Genomic DNA, 20,988 nt, shown 5'->3' on the forward strand with positions numbered 1-20,988 from the left:
GCGTCGCTACATGGGCCGGCCGTCGGGCCGAGGGGTCAGCCCTTGGTGCCGCCCGAGGTGAGCCCGGCGACCAGGTGCCGCTGGGCGAGGAAGAAGACCACGCCGGCGGGGACGGTGATGAGCACGGCCGCCGCCGTCATCAGCCCCCACTCGGCCTTCTGCTGGCCCACGAAGGTCTGCAGGCCCACGGCGAGCGTGTAGTGCTCCTCGCTGCTCATGAACTGGGAGGCGAAGGCGACCTCGCCCCAGGCCGTGATGAAGGAGTAGAACGCGGTGACGGCCAGCCCCGGCCGGGCCAGCGGCACGATCAGCCGCCAGAACGTGCCGAAGGGCGTCAGCCCGTCCACCCGGCCCGCCTCGTCGATCTCGGCGGGGATCGTGTCGAAGTAGCCCTTGAGCATCCACGCGCAGAACGGCACCGAGATCGAGCAGTAGGTGACGATCAGGCCGGTGTAGGAGTCGAGGAGCTCCAGCTGCCCGAGGAGGTTGTAGAGCGGCACGATCAGCACCGCCATCGGGAACATCTGCACGACGAGGAACGTCCACATCAGCGGCCGGTGGCCGGGGAAGCGCATCCGCGAGACCGCGTACCCCGCGCTCGCCGCGACCAGCACGCCCAGGACGGTCGCCCCGAGGGCGACGACCACGGAGTTGCCGAACCACGTCAGGAACTTCGTCTCGCCCAGCACATGGGTGTAGTTGTCCAGGCTGAAGCCCACGAACCGGGTGGGCTCCTGCCAGCCGTCGCGGCCGCGCAGCGAGACGAAGACGACGAACAGGACGGGGAACAGCGCCACGGCCGAGGCGGCGATCAGCGCGGTGTGCAGCCCGGCCGAGGCCGCCCGGGAGCGCTCGCCGCGGGGGCGGGGGGTGGTGCTCGTCATCGCGAGGCCTCCTGTCGGGCGAGCGTCCGGCGGTAGAAGACGGCGAAGACCAGGAGGAGGGAGAGGATGAGGATCCCGTAGGTCGCCGAGCCCGCGTAGTCGCGGATGCCCTGGAAGGCGAGCCGGTAGGAGTACGTCACCAGGATCTCGCTGTCCGAACTGGCCCCCGCGCCGATCAGCAGGTAGATCACCTGGAACATGTTGAACGTCCAGATGACGCCGAGCAGGATCACCGTCCCGCTCACCTCCCGCAGCCCCGGCAGCGTCACGTGCCGGAACCGCTGCCACGGCGAGGCGCCGTCCATCTCGGCCGCCTCGTGGAGCTCGGCGGGGATCGACTGCAGCCCGCCCAGGATGGCCACCATCATGAACGGCACGCCCAGCCAGACGTTGACGGCGACCGCCGAGACCTTCTGCAGGAAGCTGTCGCCGAGCCAGTCCACCGGGTCCAGGCCCAGCGTGGTCATGAAGGAGTTGAGGACGCCGTACTTCTCGTTGAACATCAGCCGCCAGGAGAACGTGGCGACGAACGCGGGCACCGCCCACGGCAGCACCAGCAGCACCCGGTACAGCGTCCGGAACCGCATCTGCCGGTTGAGCAGCAGCGCCAGCCCCAGGCCGATCGTGTAGTGGAGCACCACACAGGACGCCGTCCACACGACCGTCCAGCCCAGCCGCGAGTAGAAGTGGCCCTCCTGGCCGGAGAGCACCTTCCAGTAGTTGTCGAGGCCGACGAACTGGTAGCTCGACGGGATGTGGTTGACGCCGATCGTCCGGCCGATGTTGGCCTCGTTGGCGTCGGTGAAGGACAGGTAGATGCCCCGTCCCAACGGATACCCGACGAGGACCGCCAGGACGATGACGACAGGCAGCACCATCGCCCACGCGTACCAGTGCGTGCCGAAGGAGCGCTTGACCCGGGTGACGACTGTGGCAGCCATGGGGGTCCTACTCCTCGACCCCGTAGTCCTTGAGGAGCGCGGACTGCCAGGCCTTGGCCGTGGCGTCGAGGCCCGCCTTGGGCTCCTCCTTGAGCGTCAGGATCTTGGTGTAGTGCTGGAGCCACTCGGTGAAGAGGTCGCCGCCCTGCGGGATCGGCGGGCGCGGGTGGGCCTTGCTCAGCGCCTCGTAGTAGGACTTGCGCACCGGGTCGGCCAGCACGGCCTGGGTGTAGGCCGACTTGCGGGTCGGCAGCACGCCGACGGCGGTGGAGACGCTCTCCTGCTGGGCGGCCTCGGTCATGAACCGGGTGAAGAGGTAGGAGGCGTCGAAGTTCTTGGACCCGGCGTAGACGACGAGGTTGTGGCCGCCGACCGGGGCGCCCGCCGTGCCGGTGGAACCGGCCGGGATCGGCGCGATGCCCAGGTTCTCCCGGGACTTGTAGGCGTCGCCGCCGAAGATCTCCTTGGTCGCCCAGGGGCCGTCGATCAGCATCGACAGCTTGCCGTTCTTGAAGTCCGTCTTGAGGACGTTGTAGCCGTCGGTGCCGGCGGGCTTCGGCGCGGCGCCGGACTTCACCAGGTCGACGGCGGTCTCGATGCCCTTGAGGGACGCGGCGTTCGCGATGGTGATCTTCTTCTTGGCGGCGTCGACCATGTCGCTGTTCTCGCCGTAGAGGAAGGGCAGCGAGTAGTAGCTGTCGGGGCTGAGGCCGATGCCCTCGGCGCCCGTCTTCTCCTTGACCTTCGCGGCCGCCTCCTTCACCTCCTGCCAGTTCGCCGGGGTCTTCTCGACGCCGGCCTTCTGGAAGAGCTCCTTGTTGTAGAGGAGCCCGAGGGTGTCGGTGACCTGGGGGACGCCATAGGTCTTGCCCTGGTACGCCGCGTTCTTCAGCGGGCCTTCGAGGAAGTCGCCGGTGTTCTCCAGAGCGGGGGTGCCGGTGAGGTCCTTGAGGTAGCCGAGCTGGGCGAAGCCCGGGGTCCAGCCCACGTCGGAGCGGAGCACGTCCGGGGCGCCCTTGCCGGTGGAGGCCGCCGTCTTGAACTTCTGCTGCGCCTGGTCGAAGGGGACGTTGACGTAATCGACCTTGATCTTCGGGTACTTGGCCTCGAAGTCCTTGACGAGCTTCTTGAAGGCCGGCGCCTCGTTGGTCGCGTCGGAGGTGTCCCACCAGGTGATGGTGCCGCTCACGGCGCCCGGGTCGTTCGCCGCCTTGGAGCCGTCACCGCTGTTGTCGCCGCCACCGCCGCACGCGGTCATGGTCAGGGCCAGCGCACCGACAACGGCGGCGACCGATATGCCTCTTCGCATATGGATGCTCCTCTTTCGGGAGGCCGCCTGAGGGGAGGACGGCCCGAGCTGAGGAGGAAGCTAACAGGCTGCAATCTCTTGCGAAAGACCTTGCAAGAAGGGAATCCCAAGATTTCGCGGTTGTAACCATCCCGTGTCCAGAGGGTTGACCGGTGCGGCCGGGGCTCGTACGGTCTCGACCGGCAAGCGGTTGCGGTCGTGCGGGCACCTTTGCTGCAAGAACCTTCATGGCCTTACGGGCAAGGCGGGTTGCCGCGCGGGGTCGTCGAACGCCGCACCGCCGCCCCCACCCCCACGCCAGGAGTCGCCGTGCCCCCCACTCGCACGCCCGGAAACATGCCCGGAAACGCGTCCGGAATCGCCCGGAGAATCCTTACTGTCGCGGCCGCCGCCCTCCTGGTGGGAACGGCCGTCGGCGCCCCGCCGGCGGCGGCGAGCGCCCCCGGCGGGAAGGACGTCACCGCCGTCCTCTTCGAATGGGACCTCAAGTCCGTGGCCCGCGAGTGCGCGAACACCCTCGGCCCCTCCGGCTACGGATACGTCCAGGTCTCCCCGCCCCAGGAACACATCCAGGGGCCCCAGTGGTGGACCTCCTACCAGCCCGTCGGCTACCGGATCGCCGGCCGGCTCGGCGACCGGGCCGCCTTCGCGGAGATGACGCGCGCCTGCCACGCGGCGGGCGTGAAGGTCGTTGTCGACGCCGTCGTCAACCACATGGCGGCGGGCACCGGCGTGGGCACGGGCGGCACGTCGTATACCAAGTACGGCTACCCCGGTCTCTACGGCGACACCGACTTCCACACCTGTCGCAAGCCCATCAGCGATTACACCAGCCGCACGGACGTCCAGAACTGTGAGCTGGTCGGTCTCGCCGACCTCGACACCGGCAACGACCACGTCCGCACCGCCATCGCCGGCTACCTCGACGACCTGCTCTCCCTCGGTGCCGACGGCTTCCGCGTCGACGCCGCCAAGCACATCGCCGCCGACGACCTCGCCGCGATCAAGGCGAAGCTGAGCCGGCCGGACGTCTACTGGAAGCAGGAGACGATCCACGGCGCCGGCGAGGCCGTCCGGCCCGAGGAGTACACCCGCACCGGTGACGTCCAGGAGTTCCGCTACGCCCGCGACCTCAAGCGCGTCTTCCAGCGCGAACGACTGGCCTACCTGAAGAACTACGGCGAGGGCTGGGCCTATCTGCCGAGCGACAGGGCGTCGGTCTTCGTCGACAACCACGACACCGAGCGCAACGGCGACACTCTCACGTACAAGGACGGCGCGAACTACACACTGGCGCAGGCCTTTATGCTCGCCTGGCCGTACGGCTCGCCGGACGTCCACTCCGGCTACGAGTTCACCGACCGCGATGCGGGACCGCCTCGCGGGGGCGCGGTGGGAGCGTGCTGGCAGGACGGCTGGAAGTGCCAGCACGCGTGGCCGGAGATCCGGAGCATGGTGGCGTTCCGCAACGCGGTGCGGGGCACGCCGGTGACGGGGTGGTGGGACAACGGCTATCAGGCGATCGCCTTCGCGCGGGGCGACAAGGGGTACGTGGTGGTCAACCACGAGGGGTTCGCGCTGAGTCGGACCTTTCAGACGTCGCTGCCGGGTGGGGACTACTGCGACGTCCAGAGCGGCCGTCGCGTCGCGGTGGGCGCGGACGGCCGCTTCACGGCGACGGTCGCACCGAACACGGCACTGGCGCTGCATGTGGGCGCGCGTGGCTGTGGCTGACGCCCGGAGCGGGAAGGGCCGTCAGAGGTGGCCCAGCACGTTGACCACCCGCCCGCTGGGGTCGCGAACGAAGAACCGCCGCACGCCCCACTCCTCGTCCTGCAAGGGGTGAATGATCTCCGCACCGCTCTTCACCATGACCGCGTAAGCCGCGTCCACGTCGTCCACCTCGACGCTCATGTCGGGGGCGATGGGCGCGGTCCTGTCGTCGGTCATGACACTGATCTGCGCCGCCGGGCTGGACGGGGAAGCGAGCGTCATGATCCAGCCGTGGTTCATGACCTCCTCGAAGCCCAGCAGGCCGTAGAACTCCCGGCTCTCCCTCCCGGCCTCCGACCGGATGTTGGGCACGACACGTCGGACGGTCATCAGTGCCTCCAAACGAGAACGAAGCTGTCTTGTGCCCCCGCTCAGCGGGGGCCCGGGCTCCCGTAGAACAGGTCCTCCACCACCGCACGCGCCCGGCGCGTCGTCCGCCGGTAGTCGTCCAGCATCTCCCCGCCGTGCCCCGCCGGGTAGCCCAGGTACCGGCCCACCGCGGCCAGTTCCCGGGCCTCGCCCGGGAACGTGTCGCCGGGCCGGCCGCGCACCAGCATCACCGCGTTGCGGACGCTCGTCGCCAGCACCCACGCCTCGTCGAGGATGCGGGCCTCCTCGGTGGTGAGCAGCCTGGCGGCACACGCGGCGGCGAGGGCCTCGCGGGTGCGGGTGGTGCGCAGGCCGGGCTCGGAGTGGCCGTGCCGCATCTGGAGGAGCTGGACGGTCCATTCGACGTCCGACAGGCCGCCGCGTCCCAGCTTGGTGTGGGTGGTGGGGTCGGCGCCGCGCGGGAGCCGCTCGGACTCCATGCGGGCCTTGAGGCGGCGGATCTCGCGGACGGCGTCCTCGCCGAGGCCCTCGGGCGGGTAGCGCAGCGGGTCGATCAGCTCGATGAATCGCCGGCCCAGGTCGGCGTCGCCCGCGACGGGCTCGGCGCGCAGCAGGGCCTGGCTCTCCCACACCAGCGACCAGCGGCGGTAGTAGGCGGCGTAGGAGGCGAGGGTGCGGACGATCGGCCCGGACTTGCCCTCGGGCCGCAGGTCGGCGTCGACGAGCAGCGGCGGGTCGGTGGTGGGGAGCTGGAGCAGCCGGCGCATCTCGCCGGCGACGGCGAAGGCGGCCTTGGCGGCGTCCTCGTCGGAGACGCCTTCGCGCGGCTCGTGGACGAACAGGACGTCCGCGTCGGATCCGTAGCCCTGTTCGTGGCCGCCGAAGCGGCCCATGCCGATGACCGCGAACCGGGTGGGCAGGGTGTCGCCCCACTCGCCCCGGACGGCCGCGCGCAGGGCGCCGGCGACGGCGGCGGCGTTGAGGTCGGAGACGGCGTCGCCGACAATGCCGGCGCGGGCGGCGTGGTCGTTCCCGGCGGTCTCGGCGGCGCCGCGCGAGCCGGTGCCGTGCTCGCCGGAGGCGTGGGCGCGGGCGGCGGGGCCGACGCGCCCGTAGGCGCCGATGATGTCGGCGGCCGCGGTGCGGAACAGCTCGCGGCGGCGGACGCCGCGCACCGCGACGATGGCCGCCTCGGCGTCCTCGGCGCGGCCGACGGCGGCGAGGACCTCCTGTTCCAGGGCCTCGCGGCCGCGTGGGCGCAGGCCCCCGGAGTCGCCGAGGAGGGCGACGGCCTCGGGGGCGCGCAGCAGCAGGTCGGGGGCGAGCCGGCCGGCGGACAGGACGCGGGCGAGGTTCTCTGCGGCGGCGCCCTCGTCGCGCAGCAGCCGCAGGTACCAGGGGGTCTTGCCGAGGGCGTCGGAGACCTTGTGGAAGTTGAGCAGCCCGGCGTCGGGGTCGGCGGAGTCGGCGAACCAGCCCAGCAGCACGGGCAGCAGCGTCCGCTGGATGGCGGCCTTGCGGGTGACGCCGGAGGCGAGGGCCTCCAGGTGGCGGAGGGCGGCGGCGGGGTCGGCGTAGCCGAGGGCCGCGAGGCGCTGGCCGGCGGCCTTGGGGCTGAGGCGGATCTCGCCGGGTTCCAGCTGGGCGACGGCGTCGAGCAGCGGCCGGTAGAAGAGCTTCTCGTGCAGCCGGCGGACCTCGCGGGCGTGGAGCTTCCACTGCCGGCCGAATTCGGCGACCGGTTCCTTGCCGGGGGCCCACTCGTACGTACGGGCCAGGGAGCGGCCCAGGCGGCGCAGGTCGTCCTCGCGGTCGGGCACGAGGTGGGTGCGGCGCAGCCGGTGGAGCTGGATGCGGTGCTCCATGGTGCGCAGGAAGCGGTAGGCGTCGCCCATGAGTCTGGCGTCGGCGCGGCCCACGTAGCCGCCGGCGGCGAGGGCGGCGAGCGCGTCGAGGGTGGATCCGGAGCGCAGGGTGGCGTCGCTGCGTCCGTGCACCAACTGGAGGAGCTGGACGGCGAATTCGACGTCGCGCAGGCCGCCGGGGCCGAGTTTGATCTCGCGGTCGACCTGGGCGGCGGGGATGGAGTCGACGACGCGGCGGCGCATCTCCTGGACGTCGGTGACGAAGTTGTCGCGCTCGGCGGCCTGCCAGACGAGCGGGGAGAGGGTGTCGACGTAGTCCTGGCCGAGGGCGAGGTCGCCGGCGACGGGCCGGGCCTTGAGGAGGGCCTGGAACTCCCAGGTCTTGGCCCAGCGCTGGTAGTAGGCGAGGTGGCTGGAGAGGGTGCGCACCAGGGGGCCGTTGCGGCCCTCGGGGCGGAGGTTGGCGTCGACGGTCCAGATGGTGCCCTCGGCGGTGACGTCGGAGCAGATCCGCATCATCCGGGAGGCGAGGCGGGTGGCGGAGCGCAGGGCGGTGGCCTCGGCGGTGCCGTCGCGGGCCTCGGCGACGAAGATGACGTCGACGTCGGAGACGTAGTTGAGCTCGCGGCCGCCGCACTTGCCCATGCCGATGACGGCGAGCCGGCAGGCGGCGGCGTCGGCCGGCTCTTCCTCGGTGGCGATCGCGAGGGCGGCGCGGAGGGTGGCGGTGGCCAGGTCGGCGAGTTCGGCGGCGGCCTCGGCCACGTCGGTGCTGCCGCTGACGTCGCGGGCCGCTATGCCGAGGAGGGCGCGCCGGTAGGCGGCGCGCAGCGCGTCGGGGGGTGTCAGCCCGGCCTCGCGGCCGCGGCGGGCCCCGTCGGCGAGGGCCCATTCGAACTCGGGGACGGCGGGGTGGAGGTCGGTGGCCTCGAAGCTGTCGAGGGCGTGCCAGTCGTCGGGGTGCCGGGCGAGGTGGTCGCCGAGCGCCTCGGACGTGCCGAGGACGCCCAGCAGCCGGTCGCGCAGCGGCTTGGCGGCGGCGAGGGTGTCGAGGAGGGCCTGCCGGTCGGCGTCGTCCCGGGCGGCGAGGGACTCGGCGAGCCGGACGAGCCCGCGCAGCGCGAGGTCGGGGTCGGCCGTGGCGCCGAGGGCGTCGAGCAGCACGGGGCCGGTGCCCAGGGACCCCAGCGCGGGGGTCCCCAGGAGCCGCTCGGCGTCGGCCACGGCGGTGAACCCGCAGCGCAGCAGCCGGCTGTAGGTACTGCTCCGCCGCCCGTCGGGCACGGTCATCGCTGGCCCTCTCGCTGATCGTCCGGGGTGGTCCTCGTCCGCCGTGTCGGCCGTGCGGTCAGAGCACCGGCAGCATCTTGCGCAGCTCGAACGCGGTCACTTCCGACCGGTACTCCTCCCATTCCTGCTTCTTGTTGCGCAGGAAGAAGTCGAAGACGTGCTCGCCCAGGGTCTCGGCGACCAGTTCGCTGCGTTCCATCAGCTCGATGGCCTCGCCGAGGTTCTGCGGCAGCGGCTCGATCCCCATGGCCCGGCGCTCGGCGTCGGACAGCGCCCACACGTCGTCGTCGGCGCCCGCGGGGAGTTCGTACCCCTCCTCGATGCCCTTGAGACCCGCCGCGAGGAGGACGGCGTAGGTCAGGTAGGGGTTGGCTCCGGAGTCGATGGAGCGGACCTCGACCCGGGTGGAGCCGGTCTTGCCGGGCTTGTACATGGGCACGCGGATGAGCGCGGAGCGGTTGTTGTGGCCCCAGCAGATGTACGAGGGGGCCTCGCCGCCGGCGCCGGCGGTGCGCTGGGAGCCGCCCCAGATGCGCTTGTAGGAGTTGACCCACTGGTTGGTGACGGCGGAGATCTCACCGGCGTGCTTGAGCAGTCCGGCGATGAAGGACTTGCCGACCTTGGACAGCTGGTACTCGGCGCCGGACTCGTGGAAGGCGTTGCGGTCGCCCTCGAAGAGGGAGAGGTGGGTGTGCATGCCGGAGCCCGGGAAGTCCGAGAACGGCTTGGGCATGAACGTCGCGTGGACGCCCTGCTCCAGCGCCACCTGCTTCATCACGATGCGGAAGGTCATGATGTTGTCGGCGGTGGAGAGCGCGTCGGCGTAGCGCAGGTCGATCTCCTGCTGGCCGGGGGCGCCCTCGTGGTGGCTGAACTCGACCGAGATGCCCATGGATTCGAGCATCGTGATGGCCTGGCGGCGGAAGTCCATGCCGACGCCGGTGGGCGTGTGGTCGAAGTAGCCGGAGGAGTCGGCGGGCACGGGGCGGGTGCCGTCGACGGGCTTGTCCTTGAGCAGGAAGAACTCGATCTCGGGGTGGGTGTAGAAGGTGAACCCGAGGTCGGAGGTCTTGGCGAGGATGCGCTTGAGGACGTAGCGCGGGTCGGCGTACGACGGGGAGCCGTCCGGCATCAGGATGTCGCAGAACATCCGGGCGGTGCCGGGGGCCTCGGCGCGCCAGGGCAGGATCTGGAAGGTGCCCGGATCCGGCTTGGCGATCATGTCCGATTCATACACCCGCGCGAAGCCCTCGATCGCCGAGCCGTCGAAGCCGATGCCCTCGTCGAAGGCCTGCTCGAGCTCGGCGGGGGCCACGGCCACGGACTTCAGATAGCCGAGGACATCGGTGAACCACAGCCGGACGAACCGGATGTCGCGCTCTTCGAGCGTGCGGAGCACGAACTCCTGCTGCTTATCCATGGCAACCTATCCTTGCAGGTCAGACGGCTCGTTTCACCGGGTGCGGCACGGGCTGGACCTTGAGTATCACGTCCCCGGGTTACCGGTGGGTTTCCGGACGACGCCGCTCCCCCCTCGGTTTCCTTCAGTCATCGTACTTATGCCCATACGAAAAGCGCCGCCGGCCGCATACGGGGACGTAGTCCGCTATCGTCCGAGACGGAGCGAGGGAGGACAGCCGATGACCGCGATTTCCGACCGGCCGCAGATGCTGCCCGAGGAGTTCGAGGAGTTCGCGCGCCTGGCCGCCCGCACCGTGGAAGGCGTGCGCCTGGAGTTCATCAACGGGAAGTTGGGGGTCAAGCCCGTGCCGGACGGCGACCACGGCCGCATCATCCAGTGGCTGACGCGTGTCTGCATCCAGGCACGTCCCGAGCTGTGGCTGCACGAGCAGGGGCTGAGCCTCCCCGCCTACCGCAAGGGGAATGCCCGCCCGGACGGCACGCTCGCGCCCAGTGACGCCTTCGTCGGCCAGGGCGAGTGGGCCTCCACCGAGGGCGTGCTCATGGTCGTGGAGGTCACCTCCTACGACTCGGACACCGACCGGCGCGACCGTACCGAGAAGCCCCGCGCCTACGCCGAGGCCGGGATTCCGGCGTACCTCCTGATCGACCGGGATACCTGCGAGGCCGTCGTGTACAGCGACCCCGACGGCGTCCGCTACGAGCAGGTCCGCATCGTCCCCTTCGGCAAGTCGCTGACGCTCCCCGACCCGGTGGGCATCGAACTGGACACCGAGCCCCTCAAGGACTGGGTGCGCTGAGCCGAACGGGCCCGTAGCCCCCTCACGCCCGTATGAACGGAGTCGCGAGCACCGCCGCGGCGATGGCCTGGGGGCGGTCGTACATCAGCAGGTGGCCGGCCGGGGCCACGGCCTCGAAGCGGCCGTCGAGGCGGTCGGCGAGGGCGCGCTGGCGCTCCAGCCAGCGGCGTTCCTCGGCGGAGCCGGTGCCCGGGGAGGCGGCGAGCACGGTGACGGGGACGGGCGGCAGCCCGTGGTGGGCGCGCAGGTCCTCGAGTTCGGCGGCGACGTCGCGGTAGCGGGCGTTCTCCATGACGATGGCGCGCGCCACGCGCGCGGTGCCGTACGTCCGGCGCACCACGTCCTCGGGGGCGGGGTCGTGGCGGGTGACGGAGGCGGCGCGGACGGCGAGGCGGCGCAGGGCGGGTCCGAGGGCGCGCGGCAGCCCGGCGGCGGCGAGGGCCCGGCCGCGCACCCGGGCGGCGGCGGTGCGCAGTTCGCGGCCGGGCACGGGCCGGGCGTCCGGCACGACGCTGGCGTCGACGAGGACGAGCCCGGCCGTGCGCTCCGGGTACATCCGGGCATAGGCCTCGGCGTGGAAGCCGGCCAGGGAGTGGCCGACGACCGTGGCCGGGCCGGGCAGGCCCAGCGCGTCGAGGACGCCCGCCATCCGGGCGGCCTCGGCGGCGGCGGTGGGGGGTTCCAGCGGCGCCGCGCTGAAGCCGAGCCCGGGGCGGTCGAAGCGGACGACCGTGCGGTGCGGGGTGAGCAGGGGGACGACCGGCTCCCAGTCGAACCAGCCCATGCCGAGCCCGGCGCTCAGGACGCACACGGGCCCCGAGCCCTCGCGCAGCACGTGGAGGGTCACGCCGCCGACCCGCAGCATCCGGCCCGGCGGCCGTCCCGGTGGCCGTTCCGTGCCGTGCGTGCCGCCGCCCGTAGCGCTCATCGAGTCCCCCTCGGTCCGTCCCCGCGGGCCGGCGGTCGTCGGCGGCCCGCTTCGGAGAGCACGGACAAGCTACTCGACGGGGGTGGCCTCCTGTCGCCCGGCCGTCACCCAGTGCGGCTTGCGGAGGGCGAGGAAGGCCAGCGGGACGAGGAAGCCGAGCGTCAGCAGCCCGCCGCCGACGATGAGCAGATAGCGCCACAGCGGCTGGCCGCCGAACTGCTCCGGCGGCACGAAGCCGATGAACATGGCCCCCACGGAGGCCGCGAAGCCCACGCCCGCGACGAGGCCCAGCGCCGGGACCCGGAAGCCGCGCGGCTGGTCGGGACGGGTGCGGCGCAGCCGGAGGGCGGCGGCGAACATCAGCAGGTAGACGACGAGGTAGATCTGCGTCGTGACCACCGAGAAGATCCAGTACGCGCTGGAGACATCGGGGATGAAGGCGTAGAGCAGGGCGATCAGCGTGGTCAGGACGCCCTGGGCGACCATGATGTTGCGCGGGACGCCGTTCTTGTTGAGCTTCTGCAGGGCGGGCGGCAGATAGCCCTCCTGACGGGCGACCATCAGCAGGCCCTGCGAGGGCCCGGCCAGCCAGGTGAGCATGCCGCCGAGCGCCGCGGCGACGAGCAGGACGCCGACGACCTTGGTCAGCCAGCCCACGTGGAAGTGGTCGAAGAAGCCCTGGAAGGCCTGCATCACACCGGCCGTCAGGCTCAGGTCCTTGCCCGGCATCACCCAGCTGATGGCCAGCGCGGGGAGGATGAAGATCAGCAGAACGAGTCCGGTGGCGGCGAAGACCGAGCGCGGGTACTCCTTGCCGGGCTCGCGCAGCGAGGAGACGTGCACGGCGTTCATCTCCATGCCCGCGTACGACAGGAAGTTGCCGACGATGAGGACGAGGCTGGCGAGCCCGGTCCACGGCGGCAGGACGTGGCCGCCGTCCATGGGCGCGGCCGACGGGTTGCCCTGGGCGAGGAAGACCATGCCGAGGAGGACGAGCACGACGCCCGGGATCAGCGTGCCGACGACCAGCCCCACGCTGGAGAGCCCGGCCACGGCCTTCGTACCCCGCGCGGAGATCAGCACCCCGGCCCAGTACACGACGACGATGACGAGCGCGACGTAGAGGCCGTTGTTCGCGAGGGACGGGTCGATGACGTACGCGAAGGTGCTCGCCACGTAGGCCAGCAGGCTGGGGTAGTACGCGATGGTCATCGCGAACTGGCACCAGACCGCGAGGAATCCGAGCCGCTTGCCCAGGCCCTCGGTCACCCACCGGTGGATGCCGCCGGTCCAGCCGGAGGCCAGCTCGGCCGAGACCAGGGCGGTCGGCAGCAGGAAGACGACGGCGGGGAGGAGGTAGAGGAAGACGGCGGCGAGGCCGTAGAGGGCCATGGAGGGGGCCGGGCGGAGGTTGGCCACGGACGCCGTGGTCATCATCGCGAGCGTCGCCCAGGAGATGAACTGCGTACGGGTGGCGCCGGATCCTGTGGCGTCGGCTCCGGTGGCGGGGGCAGCCGTGTGGGGACGTTCGTCCCGGACCTGTTCCGTGATGGTCATTGCTGGGGAGAGCGTCCTTCGGGCGGTGCGTCACGCGTGTGCGGTTCGTCGAGCGGTTTCGTCCCATAATCGGGCCTTCGGGCCGTCGTTCGCACATCGCGCCCCCGGCTCGTGCCGCTGCCCGCCTGGAGGGCGGATACCCCGGAGGGGTAGGGTGCCCGGAGGTCAACGGGCTTGTGGAGGCGGGCGATGCACGGACGGCGGAGGGTCGCCGCGTGGTGCGGCCGGCTGCTGCTGTTCGCCGCGCTGCTGCTCGGCATCGTGACGATGCACACACTCGGGCACCCGCGTGACCACGGGACGACGGCGGGGACGCACGCGACGGCGTCCGGCGGGCACGCGATGGCATCGGCCGGCCACGCCACGCCGGGTGCGGGACACGCCTCCGTTCCGGCAGCGTCCACCCCCCACGGCGGCGGTCACGGCGGCATGGATCCGCTGTCCGTATGTCTCGCCGTGCTCGGCACGGGGTCGGCCACGGCCTTCCTGCTCGCCCTCGCCCTGGCCGCCTTCCTCCGCTTCTTCCCCGACCGGCCCGGTACGGGCCCGGTGGCCACCCGCGCGTGGTTCTCGCGCGCGCTGTGGCCCGTCCCGCCCCCGCCACGGCAGAAGGCCCTCGCCCGGCTGTCGGTGCTGCGCGTATAGGGGCGCGTTCCGCTGCCCGCCTCGTCGGCGGCAGCGCACGCGCTCGTCATCACGCACACCCACCGACACCACAGAGGTGCACTCCCATGCGCAAAACCACCCGCCGCGCCGTGCTCGGCGCGGGGATCGCCGCTGCCGGAAGCGGACTGCTGGCCGCCTGCTCGAAGGGCAGCGGCGACAGCCCCTCCCCCTCCGCCGCCCCCGGCGGATTCGTCTCCCCCGACGGCCGCGAGGTGGCGGCCGCCGAGGCCCGGCGCGGCACGGGGCCGGTCCGCCAGGTGCGGCTCACCGCGACTCCCGCGCGGCTGGACCTGGGGGGCGGCCGTACGGTCGCGAGCTGGGCCTACGGCGACACGCTGCCCGGCCGGGAGGTCCGCGTCACGGCCGGTGACACCCTCGCGCTCACCCTCGCCAACCACCTGCCCGTCCCCACGTCCGTGCACTGGCACGGGCTGGCGCTGCGCAACGACATGGACGGCGTCCCGGGGCTGACGCAGCGCCCGGTCGCGGCGGGGGCGTCGCACGACTACCGCTTCACGGTCAGCCACCCGGGCACGTACTGGCTGCACCCGCACTCCGGCACCCAGCAGGACCGGGGGCTGTACGCGCCGCTGATCGTGGAGGACCCGAAGGAGCCGCTGACGTACGACAAGGAGTGGGTCGTCGTGCTCGACGACTGGGTCGACGGGGTCGACGGCAGCACTCCGGACGCGGTGCTCGCGGAGCTCGCCAAGGGCATGGACATGGGCGGCATGGACCACGGCGGGGGCGGCAGCGGCGGGGGCGGGATGAGCCACGGCGGGGGGCACGACATGTCGCACATGTCGATGACGTCCGCCGAACGGGCCGCTTCCCCCTCCCCCACCGGCCCGCCCCGGATGCTGATGGGCGCCACCAGTGACGTCCTCGGCGGTGACGCCGGCGATGTCGCCTACCCGTACTACCTGGTCAACGGGCGGACGCCGGAGGAGCCGGAGACCTTCAGCGCGAAGCCCGGCGACCGGGTCCGGATCCGGCTGATCAACGCGGGCGGCGACACCGCCTTCCGCGTCGCCCTCGGCGATCACCGGATGACCGTCACCCATACGGATGGTTTCCCCGTAGAGCACATACAGACGGACGCGCTCCTGCTCGGTATGGGAGAGCGCTACGACGTCCTGGTGGAGGTGAAGGACGGCGTCTTCCCGCTGACCGCGCTGGCCGAGGGCAAGAAGCGCACCGCGCTGGCCCTGCTGCGGACGGGCGGCGGTTCGGCGCCCGGGGCGGACGTGCGCCCCCGGGAGCTGGAGAGCGCCCCGCTGACGGCGGACCGGCTGAAGGCGGACGGCGGGGTCGCGCTCAAGGAGCGCCGGCCGGACCGCACGATCACGCTGAAGCTGACGGGTTCGATGGCGAAGTACGACTGGGCGATCAACGGACGGACGTACTCGCCCTCCTACCGCCAGCCGGTGGCGGCGGGCGAGCGGGTGCGGCTGGCCTTCGTCAACGCCACCACGATGTGGCACCCCATGCACCTGCACGGGCACACGTTCGCGCTGCCGGGCGGCGGGGCGCGCAAGGACACGGCCATCGTGCTGCCGGGCAAGCGGCTGGAGGTCGACTTCGACGCGGACAACCCGGGGCTGTGGATGATCCACTGCCACAACGTCTACCACGCGGAGTCGGGGATGATGACGGTCCTCGGCTACCGCGCGTAGGGCGGGGCCGCGTAGGGCGGGAAAAGGGGAGGGCCCCGCACCGGGCCCTCCCCTTCACCGGTTCACCCGGGCTCAGACCGCGAGCGGCACCTGGGTGCCGGGCGCGGTCCCCCGGTAGTGCTCGACGATCTTGTTGAGCTCGCTCTGGTAGTACAGCGGCCACAGGCCGAAGAGGAAGACGAGCAGCAGGCCGAGACCGCCGCTGCAGCTGGGCTGGAGACCGGCCGCGCGCTGGGCGTCGGCGATGCGCTTGCCGGTGTTGTAGACGGAGACGAACGGCGGAACGATCAGGATGCCGCCGAACATGATGGTGAGCAGACTGCCACCCGGGCTGATCTTGCGCCGGCTGTCGAACTCCGCCATCTCCTTGTGAATCTTGTAGTACCAGACCAGGAGATAGATTCCGAGGGTGATGATCGGCAGACCCAGCCAGACGCCGAAGATGTTGCGGCGCTTCATGGCCAGGCCGTAGTGGGCCGAGCCCTGCGGCTGCCCGTAGGGGGCCGGGGGCTGGGCGGCGGCGGGCGGGTAGCCGTAACCGGAAGCCTGCTGACCGTAGGGCTGCGGCTGGCCGCCGTGGGCCGGCTGCTCACCGTAGGGCGACTGACCACCGTAGGGCGACTGGCCGCCGTACGCCTGCTGACCGCCGTACGCCTGCTGCCCACCCTGGGGCTGCTGACCGCCATAGGGCTGCTGCTGCGCGCCATAAGGCGACTGCTGACCCCCATAAGGCTGCTGACCGCCGCCGTACTGCGGCGGCTGCCCGCCATAGGGCGGCTGCTGCTGGGCGTAACCGCCCTGGTACGGGCCGGGGGTGCCCTGGCCGGGCATGGCCGGGGGGTAGGGGCCGCCGTCAGGAGGTTGCGGGTTCCACTGCGGCGGCGGCTGCGTGCTCAACGGGTCTCCTAGGGATAAATGCTGATAAAACATCATCCGGCCCACGGCAGGACACCCCATGGGCAGATCGCGCAGCTTGTCACAAGATCACATTCCGTGGCCAGATCGGTACGGATCTCTCCCGAGTCGCCGTGGCCGCCCTCACACCACATCGCGTCAGTCAGACGATTACACTGAGGCGCGTGGCTCAACTTCGTCTCGCCCTGAACCAGATCGACTCCCGCGTCGGCGACATCGCCGGGAACGCCGAGCGGATCGTCCACTGGACCCGGCGCTCCGCCGAGCAGGGCGCCCACCTGGTGGCGTTTCCCGAGATGGCGCTGACGGGGTACCCCGTCGAGGACCTCGCCCTGCGCTCCTCCTTCGTCACGGCCAGCCGTGACGCGCTGCGCGCGCTGGCCGCCCGCCTCCAGGCCGAGGGCCTGGGCGAGCTGCCCGTGGTCGTCGGCTATCTGGACCGCAGCGAGGAGGCCCGCCCGCGCCTGGGCCGCCCCGCCGGGGCCCCGCGCAACGCCGGTGCCGTGCTGCACCGGGGCGAGGCCGTGCTGACCTACGCCAAGCACCACCTGCCGAACTACGGCGTCTTCGACGAGTTCCGCTACTTCGTGCCCGGCGAGACGATGCCGGTGCTGCGCGTCCACGGCGTGGACGTGGCGCTGGCCATCTGCGAGGACCTCTGGCAGGAGGGCGGCCGCGTGCCCGCCGCGCGCTCCGCCGGGGCCGGGCTGCTGCTCTCCATCAACGCCTCCCCCTACGAGCGCGAGAAGGACGACACCCGGCTGGAACTGGTGCGCAAGCGCGCCCAGGAGGCCGGTTGCGTCACCGCCTACCTCGCGACGACCGGCGGCCAGGACGAGCTGGTCTTCGACGGCGACTCGATCGTCGTCGGCCGCGACGGCGAGGTCATCGCCCGCGCCCCGCAGTTCGAGGAGACCTGCCTCGTCCTCGACCTGGACCTGCCGGCCGCCCCGGCGACCGTCCCCTCCGGCGTCGTCGACGACGGCCTGCGCGTCGAGCACGTCACCGTCTCCGCCGACCCCCTCCCCGCCTACGAGCCGGAGTTCACCGGCGGCCTCGCCCCCCACCTGGGCGACGACGAGGAGGTCTACACGGCCCTGGTCGCGGGCCTGCGGGCGTACGTGGAGAAGAACGGCTTCCGGAGCGTCCTCATCGGCCTGTCCGGCGGCATCGACTCGGCGCTGGTCGCCGCGATCGCCTGCGACGCGGTCGGCGCGGACAACGTGTACGGCGTGGCCATGCCGTCGCGCTACTCCTCCGAGCACTCGATCGCCGACGCCGAGGAGCTCGCCCGCCGGACGGGCCTCCACTTCCGGACCGTGCCGATCGCCCCGATGTTCGACGCGTACATGGGCTCGCTGGGCCTGACCGGCCTCGCCGAGGAGAACCTCCAGTCCCGGCTGCGCGGCACGATGCTGATGGCGATCTCCAACCAGGAGGGCCACATCGTCCTGGCCCCGGGCAACAAGTCCGAGCTGGCCTGCGGCTACTCCACGCTCTACGGCGACTCGGTCGGCGCGTACGGCCCGATCAAGGACGTCTACAAGACCGGCATCTTCCGCCTCGCCAACTGGCGCAACCAGGCGGCGGCCGAGCGCGGCGAGACCCCGCCGATCCCGGAGAACTCCATCACCAAGCCCCCGAGCGCCGAGCTGCGCCCCGGCCAGGTGGACACGGACTCCCTCCCGGACTACGACGTCCTCGACCGCATCCTGGAGCTCTACGTCGACCGCGACCGGGGCCGCGCCGACATCGTCGCGGCGGGCTTCGACCCGGAGCTCGTCACCCGGATCCTGCGCCTGGTCGACACGGCGGAGTACAAGCGCCGCCAGTACCCGCCGGGCACCAAGATCTCTCCGAAGGGCTTCGGCAAGGACCGCCGTCTTCCCATCACCAACGGCTGGCGCGAGACGGCCTGACCGAACCCGCGACCCCTGATCAACCCCCGGACGGGCCGGCCACATGGCCGGCCCGTCCGGCGTTCGTGGACGGGTTCGTGGCCGACGCCCCGCGCACGACCAGCCCGGCCAGGAGCCGTTCCGTCGCCTCCGCCACCGCGTCCACGGCCTCGTCGAAGACGGCCCGGTTGTGGGCGGCGGGGGTGTGGAAGCCGGAGATCTTGCGGACGTACTGGAGGGCGGCGGCGCGGACGTCGGCCTCAGTGGGCTCCGGTGTGGCCGGCGGTCTGAGCGTCTTGATGCTGCGGCACATGCTCCAAGTGTGCCCCCGTGACCACGCGCGAGGTCTCTCCCCGGTCCAGGGCGCCCGCGAGGACCGCGATCGTCAGGCCCACCACCGCCAGGGCCGCGCCCACCAGCGTGGGCGAGGTCCAGCCCCAGCCCGCCGCGATGGCGACGCCGCCGAGCCAGGCGCCGCCCGCGTTGGCGAGGTTGAAGGCCGAGTGGTTGGAGGCGGCGGCCAGGGTGGGGGCGGCCTTGGCCTTGTTCATGATGAGCATCTGGAGGGGCGTGCTGGTCATGGAGCCGGCGGCGCCGAGCAGGACGACCGTCACCAGCGCGGCCCACTTCACGTGCACGGTGAGGTCGAAGGCCACGAGGACCGCCGCGAGGCCGGCCAGGGCTCCGTAGAGCGTGGGGCGCGGGGCGCGGTCGGTGAGGGGGCCGGCCGCGAGGACTCCCAGGGTCATGCCGGTGCCGAACAGCGCCAGCACGAACGTGACCGAGGTTTCGGAGAAGCCGGTGACCTCCACCGCCATCGCGGACAGGTAGCTGTAGACGGCGAAGACGCCCGCGAAACCGAAGACCGTGGTCAGCAGGCCCAGCAGCACCTGACGGCCGCCCAGGGCGCGCAGCTCCTTGGCCAGTCCCCCGCCCTGCTCGGGCGGCAGCTCGGGGATCAGCCGGGCGAGGGCGGCCATCGCCGCCAGGCCGATCGCGGCCACGACGAGGAACGTCGCGCGCCATCCCAGGTGCTGCCCGAGGAGGGTGGCCGCGGGGACGCCGACGATGTTCGCGACCGTCAGGCCGAGGAACATCATGGAGACGGCCCGGGCCTGCCGTCCCTCGTCGACGAGGCGGGCGGCGACCACGGACCCCACGCCGAAGAACGCGCCGTGCGGCAGTCCGGCCAGGACGCGGGCCGCGGTGAGCAGCCCGAAGTTCGGGGCCAGGGCCGAGGCCAGGTTGCCGACCGTGAAGACCGCCATGAGCAGGATCAGCATCCGCTTGCGCGGGATCCGCGCGCCGAGGGCGGTGAGCAGGGGGGCGCCGAAGACGACGCCGAGGGCGTAGGCGGAGACCAGGTAGCCGGCGGTGGGGACGGAGGTGCCGAGGTCGTCCGCGACGTTGGGCAGCAGGCCCATCATCACGAACTCGGTCGTTCCGATGCCGAAGGCGGAGACGGCGAGCGCCAGCAGCGCCAGGGGCATGAGAGACCTTTCGAAGGGCGGAAGGGTGTGCGAATCGGGTGTACGAAGCAGCCTTCCAGCCTACGGGCCCGTGCGTCAGATCTTGACGCGGGCCGCCACCGGCAGGTGGTCGCTGGGCGTCGCGGGCAGCGTCCACGCGGAGACCGGGTCCATGCCGCGCACCATGATCTGGTCGATGCGGGCCATGGGGAAGCTCGCGGGCCAGCTGAAGCCGAAGCCGTCGCCGGCCGCGCCCTGGGCCGAGCGGAGCTGGGAGGTGACGGGGGCGAGGGAGCGGTCGTTCATGGTGCCGTTGAGGTCGCCGAGGAGGACGACCTTCTTCACCGGCTCGCGGGCGATGGCCTGGCCGAGCGCCTGGGCGCTGTTGTCGCGCTGCCCGGCGGTGAAGCCGGCGTTGAACTTGACCCGCACCGAGGGCAGGTGGGCGACGTAGACGGCCACCGGGCCCTGCGGCGTCTGGACGGTGGCGCGCAGCGCGCGGGTCCAGCCCATCTTGATGTCGACCGGCCCGGCGTCCGTCAGCGGGTACTTGCTCCACACGCCGACCGTGCCCTGCACGGAGTGGTACTTGTACGTGCCCGCCATCGCCTTCTCGTAGCGCGAGGCGTCGCTGAGCTCCTCCAGGGCCACGACGTCGGCGCCGGAGGCGGCGACGGCCCGGGCGGTGCGGGCGGGGTCGGGGTTCTCGGCGTTGACGTTGTGGGTGGCGACGGTGAAGTTGCCGCCCTTGCCGGACTTGTCGGTCAGCAGCCCGCCGAAGAGGTTGACCCAGGCGACGGCGGGCAGCAGCAGGGCGATCAGCGCGGTGGCCGAGCGGCGCCACAGCGCCAGGGCCAGCAGCACCGGGACGAACAGGCCCAGCCACGGCAGGAACGTCTCGGTGAGGCTGCCGAGGTTGCCGACCTTGTTCGGCAGGTCGGCGTGGATCAGCATCAGCAGGCCCAGCAGACCGGCGAGAACGGCGAGCACGACGCCGCGCCGCCAGATGCCGGGGCCCTGCCACTGACGGCGCCAGCGGTCCAGCCGGCTCTGGAGCGCCGGGGCCCCGGAATCGGTCCGCGCGGGGCCCGCTCCCTCAAGGCCCGTCTCCTCCATGTGCGCCTGCGGCATCGGCTGTCCTCACTGCTCCATCGCTGCTCGCCCCCGGTACCGGACGATAGGTGATCATGGCACGCGGGGCTGACCCGAACGCTCCTGGCCGGGGCGTCGGGTGGGAGGACGACCGTCCGGTCCCACCGGGTTCC

At 71.9% G+C, this 20,988-nt stretch carries 17 protein-coding genes; 5 read left to right on the plus strand and 12 right to left on the minus strand.

Features of this window, described 5'->3' with window-relative positions; all coding sequences use genetic code 11:
- Positions 1–35: 35 nt before the first annotated feature.
- The 3 genes from IE096_RS14245 to IE096_RS14255 are packed head-to-tail and all read right to left on the minus strand — an operon-like array spanning position 36 to position 3,134.
- Complete coding sequence (locus tag IE096_RS14245; RefSeq protein ID WP_189451834.1) at positions 36–884, minus strand: sugar ABC transporter permease; 849 nt, start codon at positions 882–884, stop codon at positions 36–38.
- Positions 881–1,825 carry a carbohydrate ABC transporter permease gene (locus IE096_RS14250; protein ID WP_189451835.1) on the minus strand — a complete coding sequence of 315 codons (945 nt, stop codon included), beginning with the start codon at positions 1,823–1,825 and terminating at the stop codon, positions 881–883. The genes IE096_RS14245 and IE096_RS14250 overlap by 4 nt, the downstream gene beginning before the upstream one ends.
- 7 nt (positions 1,826–1,832) lie before the next feature.
- The gene (locus IE096_RS14255; protein WP_189451836.1) at positions 1,833–3,134 is read right to left on the minus strand and encodes an extracellular solute-binding protein; all 1,302 of its coding nucleotides are present in this window, start codon (positions 3,132–3,134) and stop codon (positions 1,833–1,835) included.
- Positions 3,135–3,470: 336 nt separating this feature from the next.
- Here IE096_RS14255 and IE096_RS14260 point away from each other — a divergent pair, with 336 nt between their 5' ends.
- Positions 3,471–4,868 carry an alpha-amylase gene (locus tag IE096_RS14260; protein ID WP_189451837.1) on the plus strand — a complete coding sequence of 466 codons (1,398 nt, stop codon included), beginning with the start codon at positions 3,471–3,473 and terminating at the stop codon, positions 4,866–4,868.
- A 21-nt stretch (positions 4,869–4,889) separates the two neighbouring features.
- Here IE096_RS14260 and IE096_RS14265 read toward each other — a convergent pair whose 3' ends face one another.
- Genes IE096_RS14265 through glnA2 form a run of 3 tightly spaced genes read right to left on the minus strand, consistent with a single transcriptional unit; the run spans position 4,890 to position 9,812 of the window.
- On the minus strand, positions 4,890–5,237 hold the full coding sequence (locus IE096_RS14265) for a VOC family protein (protein WP_189451838.1): 348 nt from the start codon (positions 5,235–5,237) through the stop codon (positions 4,890–4,892).
- A 41-nt stretch (positions 5,238–5,278) separates the two neighbouring features.
- Positions 5,279–8,392, minus strand: a complete 3,114-nt coding sequence (locus IE096_RS14270) for a bifunctional [glutamine synthetase] adenylyltransferase/[glutamine synthetase]-adenylyl-L-tyrosine phosphorylase (RefSeq protein ID WP_189451839.1) — start codon at positions 8,390–8,392, stop codon at positions 5,279–5,281.
- Between the two features lie 58 nt (positions 8,393–8,450).
- Positions 8,451–9,812 (minus strand): gamma-glutamylpolyamine synthetase GlnA2, encoded by a 1,362-nt coding sequence (glnA2, locus tag IE096_RS14275; protein WP_189451840.1) that lies wholly within the window; start codon positions 9,810–9,812, stop codon positions 8,451–8,453.
- Positions 9,813–10,032: 220 nt separating this feature from the next.
- Here glnA2 and IE096_RS14280 point away from each other — a divergent pair, with 220 nt between their 5' ends.
- Entirely contained in the window at positions 10,033–10,614 is a 582-nt protein-coding gene (locus tag IE096_RS14280) for a Uma2 family endonuclease (RefSeq protein ID WP_189451841.1), read from the plus strand.
- Between the two features lie 22 nt (positions 10,615–10,636).
- Here the strand turns inward: IE096_RS14280 and IE096_RS14285 are convergent, their stop codons facing one another.
- Positions 10,637–11,542 carry an alpha/beta fold hydrolase gene (locus IE096_RS14285; RefSeq protein ID WP_189451842.1) on the minus strand — a complete coding sequence of 302 codons (906 nt, stop codon included), beginning with the start codon at positions 11,540–11,542 and terminating at the stop codon, positions 10,637–10,639.
- A 69-nt stretch (positions 11,543–11,611) separates the two neighbouring features.
- On the minus strand, positions 11,612–13,099 hold the full coding sequence (gadC, locus tag IE096_RS14290) for a glutamate/gamma-aminobutyrate antiporter GadC (protein ID WP_189451843.1): 1,488 nt from the start codon (positions 13,097–13,099) through the stop codon (positions 11,612–11,614).
- 189 nt (positions 13,100–13,288) lie between these two features.
- On the opposite strand from gadC, the gene IE096_RS14295 reads away from it, so the two are divergent.
- Together IE096_RS14295 and IE096_RS14300 are read left to right on the plus strand one after the other, a co-directional pair.
- Positions 13,289–13,744, plus strand: coding sequence for a DUF6153 family protein (locus IE096_RS14295; protein WP_189451844.1), 456 nt, complete (start codon positions 13,289–13,291; stop codon positions 13,742–13,744).
- A gap of 86 nt (positions 13,745–13,830) precedes the next feature.
- On the plus strand, positions 13,831–15,441 hold the full coding sequence (locus tag IE096_RS14300; RefSeq protein WP_189451845.1) for a multicopper oxidase family protein: 1,611 nt from the start codon (positions 13,831–13,833) through the stop codon (positions 15,439–15,441).
- Positions 15,442–15,513: 72 nt separating this feature from the next.
- On the opposite strand, the gene IE096_RS31445 is transcribed toward IE096_RS14300, so the two are convergent.
- Positions 15,514–16,338, minus strand: coding sequence for a DUF4234 domain-containing protein (locus IE096_RS31445; RefSeq protein ID WP_229820182.1), 825 nt, complete (start codon positions 16,336–16,338; stop codon positions 15,514–15,516).
- 182 nt (positions 16,339–16,520) lie between these two features.
- Here IE096_RS31445 and IE096_RS14310 point away from each other — a divergent pair, with 182 nt between their 5' ends.
- Entirely contained in the window at positions 16,521–18,275 is a 1,755-nt protein-coding gene (locus IE096_RS14310) for an NAD+ synthase (RefSeq protein ID WP_189451846.1), read from the plus strand.
- Between the two features lie 19 nt (positions 18,276–18,294).
- On the opposite strand, the gene IE096_RS14315 is transcribed toward IE096_RS14310, so the two are convergent.
- From IE096_RS14315 to IE096_RS14325, 3 genes are all read right to left on the minus strand, one after another.
- Positions 18,295–18,567 carry a DUF2277 domain-containing protein gene (locus tag IE096_RS14315; RefSeq protein ID WP_189451847.1) on the minus strand — a complete coding sequence of 91 codons (273 nt, stop codon included), beginning with the start codon at positions 18,565–18,567 and terminating at the stop codon, positions 18,295–18,297.
- Positions 18,515–19,744, minus strand: a complete 1,230-nt coding sequence (locus IE096_RS14320; protein ID WP_189451848.1) for an MFS transporter — start codon at positions 19,742–19,744, stop codon at positions 18,515–18,517. The genes IE096_RS14315 and IE096_RS14320 overlap by 53 nt, the downstream gene beginning before the upstream one ends.
- Positions 19,745–19,819: 75 nt before the next feature.
- Positions 19,820–20,854, minus strand: coding sequence for an endonuclease/exonuclease/phosphatase family protein (locus IE096_RS14325; protein WP_189451849.1), 1,035 nt, complete (start codon positions 20,852–20,854; stop codon positions 19,820–19,822).
- Between the last annotated feature and the right edge of the window lie 134 nt (positions 20,855–20,988).

This window comes from Streptomyces abikoensis, assembly GCF_014648775.1.
Classification (GTDB): Bacteria; Actinomycetota; Actinomycetes; order Streptomycetales; family Streptomycetaceae; genus Streptomyces; species Streptomyces abikoensis.